The sequence below is a fragment of the Halomonas sp. 5021 genome (assembly GCF_036663435.1).
GTDB lineage: Bacteria > Pseudomonadota > Gammaproteobacteria > Pseudomonadales > Halomonadaceae > Vreelandella > Vreelandella janggokensis.
This window is the reverse complement of sequence record NZ_JAXOVU010000027.1, coordinates 1-9,336: the sequence shown is the minus strand read 5'-3', so window position 1 is coordinate 9,336 and position 9,336 is coordinate 1. Positions and strand designations below refer to the sequence as shown.

Below are 9,336 nucleotides of genomic sequence, written 5' to 3'. Positions count from 1 at the left end.
CAAGTACGTGGGCCTGGATGGCCGGGTGATCGGCATGACCACCTACGGCGAATCGGCCCCGGCGGGCGACCTGTTCAAGCATTTCGGTTTTACCGTCGAAAACGTCGTCAAACAGGCCAATGAGCTACTCGGATAAGCAAGCGAGGTAGGCCATGCCAGCGTTGAGTGGCCTGTTATGGCTGATTGGCTACTGGTTGCTCGGAGAAGTGGTTATCCACTTTTCCGGCTTGCCCATCTCGTCAGGCGTGGTGGGCATGCTGCTGATGTGCGCCACTCTGGTAGTCATCGGCCGCGTACCATCCAGTATCGCAGCCGCGGCTCAGCCGCTGATTGGTCTGCTCGCCATGCTCATCATGCCCGGTGTTGTGGGCGTCTTCTTTATTCTCGATGAACTGGCGGGCCAGTGGCTTGCCATCCTGGCGGCGCTGCTACTCGGAACGCTGCTAAGTGTCATTACCACACTCTGGTTGCTGAAACGGCTCATGGGGCATCATGCCCATTGACGTATTGGCGACGCTCACTGCGACGCCACTGTTTGCCGTCGGGCTGACAATCGCGGCGTACTTGTTGGGCAGCGAGCTCTTTAATCGCCTGAAAAAGCCCGCCTGGCTTCCCGCCATCCTGGTTGCCGCGTTACTCCTCGCCGGGGCGTTAGCGCTGATAGGCATGCCTTATGCAACCTACCGTCAGGGCGCCGATTGGCTGACGGTCCTGTTAGGACCGGCAACGGTTGCCTTGGGGATGCCGCTTTACCAACAGTTACCACGTATCCGCGCACTCTGGCGCCCGTTAGCGATATGCCTGCCGATCTCGGCAGCACTGGCAGCTTGCTATGCGTTGGGTATTGCCTGGTTAATGGGCAGCTCCGGTCAGATATTGGCCTCCATCGCCGCCAAATCCGTCACTGCGCCGATCGCCATTGGCATTACCGAACAGTTGGGTGGCAACGTGGCTCTATTGATGGGGGCCTTACTGATGACGGGGGTCGTCACCATTCCGTTTGTCAGCCTTTGCGCAAGGGTTTTACACATCGACGACGAACGCATTATCGGCTTTGCACTGGGTCTGAATGGTCATGCGATTGGCACCGTGCGAGCCTTTGAGCTAAGCCCCACCGCCGGCGCCTTTGCCTCATTGGGAATGAGTCTGACCGGCATTTTTACCGCGCTATTGCTACCACTGGCCTGGGAGTTGGTAGGTGTGGGCTAAGCATCGCCAGCTGAAATACGTTATCATCGCGTCTACTTTCATGCCCACCGTGGCCCCTGCTCCACTTTCAAGAGCCGCTTCGCGACATGGCTAACTCCAAAAGGTATCGCATCGCCATTAATGGCTACGGACGCATTGGCCAATGCATCCTGCGCGCGCTGGTTGAGCGAGGCCACCCCGAGATTGAAGTGGTGGCAATCAACGAGCTTTCCGACCTGGCGACCATTACCTATCTCACCCGTTACGATACCACTCACGGCCGTTTTCCAGGTGAGGTGGATAACGATGGCGAAGCGCTGCTGATTAACGGGGAGCGCATTCATGTCCTCTGCGAACAAGATCCACGGTCACTTCCCTGGGCCGCTCTGGATATTGATCTGGTACTGGAGTGCTCGGGCAGCTTCAAGGATCGCGCCACCGCCGAGCAGCACCTTGAAGCCGGGGCCAAGCGCCTGCTGTTTTCTCAACCCGCTGAAAGCGATGTCGATGCCACCGTTGTATGGGGCATTAACCAGAACGAGCTGACACGCTCGCAGCGCATTATCTCGGCGGCGTCGTGTACCACCAATTGCCTGGTACCCTTACTGACCGTTCTGGACAACGCACTGGGACTGGAACACGGCGTGACCACCACGATTCATTCGGCCATGAATGATCAGCCGGTCATTGACGCCTACCATCAGACCGATCTGCGCCTGACGCGTTCAGCGATGCAATCCATCGTACCGGTGGACACCGGCTTGGCGTTGGGCATCAGCCGCTTGATGCCGCGTCTTGCCGGTCGTTTTGAGTGCCTGCATATGCGCGTCCCCACCATTAACGTATCCGCCATGGATGCAGCGCTGACGGTGCACCAGGACACCGATGCCGACCAGGTGAATGCACTGCTACGGGAAGCCAGCCAACAGCAATTGGCGGGGGTATTAGGCTATACCGAAGCCCCCATGGCCTCGATCGATTTTAATCACGACCCGCGCTCTGGCATCCTAGACGCCACACAGACACGGGTGGCCGGTAAACGCCTGGTCAAGCTGCTGTGCTGGTTTGATAACGAATGGGGGTTTGCCAATCGCATGCTGGACATCACCCAACGCTTGGCCACACTGGCGGAAGGCAGCACACGCTGACTCGCAGGGCTGCACCATGACTTTTCACCCGCTTGAACACGAGGAAATACTCGCATGAACGTGCAAAAAATGACCGACCTGTCCTTGAAAGGACAGCGCGTACTGATTCGTGAAGACCTCAACGTACCGATCAAGCACGGGCGTGTGTCCAGCGATGCACGTCTTCGTGCGGCGCTTCCGACGATCCAGGCAGCTGCCAAGGCCGGTGCCAAAGTCCTGCTGATGAGCCACCTGGGCCGCCCGACGGAAGGCGAGTCAGCCGACGAATTTTCACTGGCACCCGTCGCTGCACACCTGGGTGAATTGCTGGGCCACCCTGTTAAACTGATTACCGACTATCTTGATCGTGCACCGACATTGGCCGACGGCGACGTTGCGCTGCTGGAAAACGTGCGCTTCAACACTGGCGAGAAGAAGGACGATGAGCACCTTGCCAAACAGTATGCCAGCCTGTGCGATATCTTCGTGATGGATGCCTTCGGCACCGCCCACCGTGCGCAGGCGTCGACCCATGGCGTTGCGCGCTTTGCCCCGACGGCCTGTGCAGGCCCTCTGCTCGCCCAGGAACTTGATGCGCTGGAAAAGGCCCTGGCTCATCCCGCTCGCCCCATGGCGGCGATTGTTGGTGGCTCCAAAGTGTCGACCAAACTAGACGTGCTGACCGCGCTTTCCGACAAGTGCGACCAACTGATTGTTGGCGGCGGCATCGCCAATACGTTCATTGCCGCCGCAGGCTACAATGTCGGCAAATCGCTTCATGAAGCGGATTTAATCGGCCAGGCAAAAGCGCTGATGGAAAAAGTCACTATACCGCTACCCACTGATGTGGTGGTGGCGACCGAATTCTCCGAATCTGCCGACGCGGTGGTCAAGCCGGTAGATCAGGTTGGCGATGACGAAATGATCCTGGACATCGGGCCCGATACTGCTGCGCATCTGGCCAGCCTGTTGAAAAACGCCGGCACCATTTTATGGAATGGCCCGGTTGGTGTGTTTGAAATTGATCAGTTTGGCAAAGGCACCGAGGTGATCGCCCACGCCATTGCCGCAAGCAGCGCTTTCTCAATCGCCGGTGGTGGAGATACCTTGGCGGCCATCGATAAATACGCCATTGAAGATCATGTATCCTACATCTCAACTGGCGGTGGTGCGTTTCTTGAATACGTCGAAGGCAAACAGCTACCTGCCGTCGCTGCGCTCGAAGCCGCCGCCCAACGCGGATAACCGTTAACATTTCAGCGGGCGCTCACTGCGCCCGTTGACTCCGATACCAGCATTAACCTCACAGATAAGGTGACTCAATGGCTCTGATCAGCATGCGCCAAATGCTAGACCATGCCGCCGAATACGGCTACGGCGTTCCGGCGTTCAACGTTAATAACCTGGAACAGATGCGCGCCATTATGGAAGCCGCCGATGCGACCGACTCACCGGTCATCGTGCAAGCGTCCGCCGGTGCCCGTAAGTATGCGGGCGCCCCATTTCTGCGCCACTTGATTCTGGCGGCTGTTGAAGAGTTCCCGCATATTCCGGTGGCCATGCACCAGGATCATGGGACCAGCCCGGCCGTTTGCCAACGCTCTATCCAGCTCGGCTTCTCATCCGTCATGATGGATGGTTCACTGGGCGAAGACGGCAAGACCCCCACAGATTACGCGTACAACGTTGATGTGACGCGCCGCGCCGTCGACATGGCGCATGCCTGCGGCGTTTCCGTCGAGGGCGAACTGGGCTGCCTGGGCAGTCTGGAAACCGGTATGGCCGGTGAAGAAGACGGTATCGGTGCCGAAGGCAAGCTCGACATGGAGCAACTGCTCACCGACCCGGAAGAAGCGGCTGAGTTTGTCAAAGCTACCCATGTGGATGCGCTTGCGATTGCCATTGGCACCAGCCACGGTGCTTACAAGTTCACCAAGCCACCCACGGGTGACACGCTATCGATCCAGCGCATCAAGGAAATCCATGCGCGCATCCCTGACACGCATCTGGTCATGCACGGTTCATCGTCTGTGCCCCAGGAATGGCTTGATGTCATCAACCAATATGGCGGCGAGATTCCCGAAACCTACGGGGTGCCTGTCGAAGAAATTGTGGAAGGCATCAAGCATGGCGTGCGCAAGGTGAACGTGGATACCGACTTACGTTTGGCATCTACCGGGGCAGTGCGTCGCTTCTTGGCTGAAAATCCGTCTGAATTTGATCCGCGCAAATTCCTCAAAGAAACCGTCTCGGCCATGCGCGAGCTTTGCATTGCGCGTTATGAAGCCTTTGGTACGGCAGGTAATGCCAGCAAGATAAAACCCATCAGCCTGGAAGACATGTATCAGCGCTATGAGCGTGGCGAACTGGCCCCCAAGGTAAAGTAACGCCAACAGCATCATGTCTGGCAGTAGCCACCAAAAAAGACGGCCAACTTGGCCGTCTTTTTAATGGACACTTATTGAATGGAGTACTTACTCTTCGTCTTCGGAGTCGCTTTCGCTGTCATCACTTTCTCCGTTATCCGCATTCGCATCGCCAGAGCCGCCAGTACCCGCTGAGGTTTCTTCATCTTCTGCCGCTTCTTCCTCAGCACCATTGTTCTCGGCGTCAGAGGTATCGCTGCTACGGTCTTCAGCGTCCCGCTTAACGGCACCTGCTTTAATACCATATTCTTCCTCGAGCGCTGCATCGTCGAGAGGCTCATGCTCATGTTCGTCAGCGGTTGCCGCACTAGTGGCGGCCAGCATGGCCGCAGCAAACGCCAACGGCATGATCCAGGGGGTTAGTCGCATCGTCACGGTCTCCTTATTGTGGTAGTACAGCTTAGCACGTCATTTCGTGCCTCGCGCCTTAACTATAAACCGTAAAAATGCCGCTCAATAAACGGTCAAATTTGGCATGCTAGTCACACGTTTTTGGTCAATCTGAATCAGCTCAACCGGTCAGGCAAGCAAAAAATTACAGAACACTGTTCACAAATACGCTAAAATCTCGTTCAATGGTCTTATGATTAATTTTTCTGTTTGTCACTGCAGCTGCTGAGTCTCTGCTAGGAAATCTCCCATGCCGCTTCCCCTGTTATTATTTGATTGCGATGGCACCTTGGTTGATAGTGAGCCTCTTCTTGCCGAAGAGATGTCGACAGGGCTGAATAGTGTGGGACTTCCTTTCTTACCGTCTGACTATTTGGGTGAATTTAGAGGCTCGCGCTTTCGTAATATCGTTGCCCAGCTACAGTTACGCCATGGCAATGTCTGCAATGATCAGTTGAACAGCATGGAAAACGCCATGCGTGCCAACCTGGCTAAACGGCTCGCCAATGAACTCACCACGATTCCCGGCGCGAAAGAAGCCCTTGAGCGGTTATCCGCTTACCCGAGTGCAGTGGTCTCTAACGGCCCCGAAGGCAAAATTCGCACTGCGCTCAAGGCAACAGGGCTCGATGGCTATTTCGCGGAACGCCTTTTCAGTGGCTATACCGCCAACTGCTGGAAACCAGAACCCTGTTTACATCTCTATGCCGCGAGTATCATGGGATTCAACGCAGCTAACTGTATCGCCATTGATGATGCGTTAGTCGGCGTACGGGCTGCCCTTGAAGCTGGCATGAAGGTCATTCATTTGAATCGCTTTCCCGACGCTGAAACCACGCCGGAAAATGCCATCATGATCAGCAACATGTTTCAGCTACCTGCCGTGGTCAGGCAGTTAAGCCAGGAAATGAGCGAGGCAGCCGAGCCTTATTACTCTGAAGGAAAATAACGCGATGGCCTCATTACGCGACCAGCTTGGTGGGCTGGTATATTCCACCGAAAAAGGCAACACCTGCCCCTCTTGCCGTGAACCTCTGGATTCCTGTCGCTGTGATGCCGATAGCGAACAAGCGCGTATTGCCGCCCTTGACGGTGTCGTCCGTATTCGTCGTGAAACCAGTGGCCGTAAAGGCAAAGGGGTCACGACGATTAGCGGCATACCGCTAACAACCGCAGAGCTCAAAGACCTCGCCAAAGCGCTTAAAAAACGCTGTGGCACAGGCGGTGCTGTTAAAGATGGCATCATTGAAATTCAAGGTGATCACCGTGATAGCCTGAAGCAGGAGTTAACTGCACGCGGCTATCAAGTCAAACTGGCTGGTGGCTAATCCATGCGTCTCAGGACGGACCGTCACTGTGCAGTCACATCGCACTAGGACTTTGCAATGACCTGGCTAGAATATTTGCTCCCGCTGATTTTTCTCTTTCCCATGGCGGCGATGGCCAGCATTGTTTTGGCACTCCGTAGCCTGCATGACGCTCGTGTTCAATCTCCCTTCGACACCCCGCTACGCGAGCCCGGCCAGGCTTTGCGCTACCGGTTGGATCAAGCGTTCTCAAGCCTGTTCCTCAACGGCGCATTAGGCCCTTTGATCAGTCTTTCGCCATTGGTCTATGGTATGGGGCGAATGCTTTTTGCCGATAAACAGGACTGGGTGGAATGGGCGCTGTATGGCCTGCTTAGTACACTGCTTGTCCTGGCATTTTCATTGCTTTTAGTCCGCGACTACCAACGCATTCGGCGATTGAAGCTGGGACTGGCCTGCGAGCTTGCTGTCGGCCAGGAACTTGAGCGGCTTATCCGCCCCGATGCACACCCTTACTACGTTTTCCACGACGTGCCGACGGATAATTTTACGATTGATCATGTGGTGGTGACCCCGCACGGCGTTTTCGTGGTCGAAACCCGCGCACGCACTGTCCCCATCAGTAATGCAGGGCGTGGGCAAAATACGGTTGCCGTCGAGCGCGAGCGACTTCGCTTTCCCTATTGGCAAGAACGGCGTCCACTGCATAAAACGCGTCAAGGGGTCGATTGGCTACGCCAATGGCTGGAACAGCGCTGTGGTGTTTCGGTGCCCGTGCGAGGTGTGCTGGTCTTACCCGGCTGGCACATTGACACCGATGACGCAGCACCTGACATTTTAGTCGTAAGTGGCGATATGCTGGCAAGCCAACTGACCGCGCTCACCCCCGGCCAGATCAGCGACCCCATTCACGATAAGATCATCAATATTTTGCTGGAACGCGCCAAGCTCATGGAGCTGACGCATCTTCGCCAACCTTCGGTATGATGAAGCCTAATCGCCTCGCAAACGCCCGCCCATTTCCTGGGCCAGGTCGACGGCATAGTGATCTGTCATACCGCCGATAAAATCCAGCATTCGCCGGTAGCTTTCGTAGAGCGGCCAAGACGCCAGCGGCGTGTTCTCGCCTATCAAGGCGAGAACACGCTGATGCTTGAACGAGCTACGCCCGGTGTGGTGCAACTCGTGTGCAGCACCAATAAACGCTTCAAGCAAAATGCCCAGTGTTGTATAGGCGCCAATTTCCAGTTTTGCCTTCCGCTCATTTTGGAAAATGCGCTCCCGGGCCAACTGCTTTGCCGCCTGAACGCCCCATCCCAGATCGGGGTGGCACAGTTCCAGAAGGTCATCGCTGAGCGTTCCACTCAGCAGGGCCTGTTCATGTTGCACAAACACCGCGCCAACATCATTGACCGCACGCTCCATCGCTGCGCCACGAAGCAGTGCAATTCGCCGACGTTGTGACACATTGCGGGCTTGCATCTCGGCATACTCAGGTGGAAATTCTCCCGCTATCTGACGCAAGACCTCGACAACTTCTTCATAACGCAGAATCCCCATTTCCAAACCATCTTCGAGATCCAGTAGTGCATAGCAGATGTCATCCGCCGCTTCGACCAGCCAGGCTAACGGATGTCGACACCAGCGCTGCTCACCCTTGGGCAGTAGACCCACTGCTTCAGCGACCTCTTTGAGCAATGCCTGCTCTGACTGATATGCGCCAAACTTCCCCGCGCGCCCACTGTAACGGACCGTCCAAGGGTATTTAAGTAACGCACCCAGTGTCGCCGCAGAAAGTCGCATACCGCCATTGAACTGGTTATATTCGATCTGGGTAATCACTCGAAACCCCTGGGCGTTGCCCTCGTAGGTCAACAAATCCTCGCGCTCAGCCTCTGACAGACCTTCTAACAGGCCGCTGCTCTGAGCACGCTGAAACCAATCACGAATGGCATACTCACCGGCGTGCCCAAAAGGAGGGTTACCAATATCATGACCCAGGCATGCCGTTTGAACGATCACTCCCAAATCAGCAGGTGTTATCCATTTCGGCAACCTCTCGCGTAACAGCTCGCCCACAATCATGCCCAAAGAACGTCCCACACAGCCGACTTCCAACGAGTGGGTCAAGCGGGTGTGGATATGATCGTTTTCAGTCAGGGGGTGGACCTGCGTTTTACGTCCAAGGCGCCTGAAAGAACCGGAAAAGACAATGCGGTCGTGATCTTTGTGAAACGGACTACGCCCTATTTCGCGGGTACTGGTCGAGCGTTGGTCGTGGAGCCGTTTAGGGGAAAGTAACTCTTCCCAGCGCATTTGTGTCATGACATTCCTCCTTGGGGGCAGTATTTTGACACAAAAGCTAGCCAGATAAACAAACACTCCCGACCATAATGCGGTTAACTAGAGCGGCATAAAAAATCCCCCAGCCTCTTCGAGGCTGGGGGGGGGGGGTCGAATAAGTGTCTGACGATGATCGGGGCGGCCTTCCGCCGGCCGGCGCTCCGGGGGCAGGCCATCCTGAGGCCGACCATTCAGGACTCTCCATGGGGAGACCCCTAAACAAAAACCCCCGAGCACGATGTGCTCGGGGGTTTCTGCGGTATAGGTGCCTGACGATGACCTACTCTCGCATGGGGAGACCCCACACTACCATCGGCGCGAAGCGGTTTCACTGCTGAGTTCGGCAAGGGATCAGGTGGTTCACGCTTGCTATGGTCGTCAGGCGTAACTTTAAATGCATATCATGCTGTGCTTTGTGTGCGTCTCCTACCAAGCCCTGTGTCATCAACACTTGCTCAGTACGCGTATCCGGTTTGTCTCGTTATCATCACGACCAGACCCCTTGGGTGTTATAGGGTCAAGCCTCACGGGCCATTAGTACACGTTAGCTCAACG

At 55.9% G+C, this 9,336-nt stretch carries 11 protein-coding genes and 1 rRNA gene; 9 read left to right on the top strand and 3 right to left on the bottom strand.

Features of this window, described 5'->3' with window-relative positions:
- The 6 genes from R3F64_RS19480 to fba form a co-directional block, all read left to right on the top strand.
- Positions 1–136 (top strand): transketolase-like TK C-terminal-containing protein (locus R3F64_RS19480; protein WP_442908845.1); only part of this gene is annotated, 136 nt, incomplete at its 5' end.
- A 16-nt stretch (positions 137–152) separates the two neighbouring features.
- Positions 153–503 (top strand): CidA/LrgA family protein, encoded by a 351-nt coding sequence (locus R3F64_RS19280; protein WP_085917717.1) that lies wholly within the window; start codon positions 153–155, stop codon positions 501–503.
- On the top strand, positions 493–1,209 hold the full coding sequence (locus R3F64_RS19275) for an LrgB family protein (protein ID WP_199284528.1): 717 nt from the start codon (positions 493–495) through the stop codon (positions 1,207–1,209). Before R3F64_RS19280 ends, R3F64_RS19275 begins: the two co-directional genes overlap by 11 nt.
- Positions 1,210–1,295: 86 nt before the next feature.
- On the top strand, positions 1,296–2,336 hold the full coding sequence (locus tag R3F64_RS19270; protein WP_264828017.1) for a type I glyceraldehyde-3-phosphate dehydrogenase: 1,041 nt from the start codon (positions 1,296–1,298) through the stop codon (positions 2,334–2,336).
- Positions 2,337–2,390: 54 nt separating this feature from the next.
- Positions 2,391–3,560, top strand: a complete 1,170-nt coding sequence (locus tag R3F64_RS19265) for a phosphoglycerate kinase (RefSeq protein ID WP_332613231.1) — start codon at positions 2,391–2,393, stop codon at positions 3,558–3,560.
- A 77-nt stretch (positions 3,561–3,637) separates the two neighbouring features.
- Complete coding sequence (gene fba / locus R3F64_RS19260; protein WP_332613229.1) at positions 3,638–4,702, top strand: class II fructose-bisphosphate aldolase; 1,065 nt, start codon at positions 3,638–3,640, stop codon at positions 4,700–4,702.
- An 87-nt stretch (positions 4,703–4,789) separates the two neighbouring features.
- On the opposite strand, the gene R3F64_RS19255 is transcribed toward fba, so the two are convergent.
- Positions 4,790–5,110 carry a hypothetical protein gene (locus tag R3F64_RS19255; RefSeq protein ID WP_199284524.1) on the bottom strand — a complete coding sequence of 107 codons (321 nt, stop codon included), beginning with the start codon at positions 5,108–5,110 and terminating at the stop codon, positions 4,790–4,792.
- Between the two features lie 271 nt (positions 5,111–5,381).
- Between R3F64_RS19255 and R3F64_RS19250 the strand changes: the two genes are divergently transcribed.
- From R3F64_RS19250 to R3F64_RS19240, 3 genes are read left to right on the top strand one after another with little or no spacing between them, the layout of a single operon-like run.
- A complete protein-coding gene (locus tag R3F64_RS19250) occupies positions 5,382–6,080 on the top strand; it encodes an HAD-IA family hydrolase (RefSeq protein WP_085917711.1) in 699 nt (232 codons plus the stop codon).
- 4 nt (positions 6,081–6,084) lie between these two features.
- The gene (locus tag R3F64_RS19245) at positions 6,085–6,459 is read left to right on the top strand and encodes a translation initiation factor Sui1 (RefSeq protein ID WP_332613227.1); all 375 of its coding nucleotides are present in this window, start codon (positions 6,085–6,087) and stop codon (positions 6,457–6,459) included.
- Between the two features lie 57 nt (positions 6,460–6,516).
- On the top strand, positions 6,517–7,425 hold the full coding sequence (locus R3F64_RS19240; protein ID WP_085917709.1) for a nuclease-related domain-containing protein: 909 nt from the start codon (positions 6,517–6,519) through the stop codon (positions 7,423–7,425).
- Between the two features lie 6 nt (positions 7,426–7,431).
- On the opposite strand, the gene R3F64_RS19235 is transcribed toward R3F64_RS19240, so the two are convergent.
- Entirely contained in the window at positions 7,432–8,763 is a 1,332-nt protein-coding gene (locus R3F64_RS19235; protein WP_085917708.1) for a deoxyguanosinetriphosphate triphosphohydrolase, read from the bottom strand.
- Between the two features lie 285 nt (positions 8,764–9,048).
- Positions 9,049–9,164: ribosomal RNA gene (gene rrf, locus R3F64_RS19230) — 5S ribosomal RNA — on the bottom strand.
- Positions 9,165–9,336 lie beyond the last annotated feature (172 nt).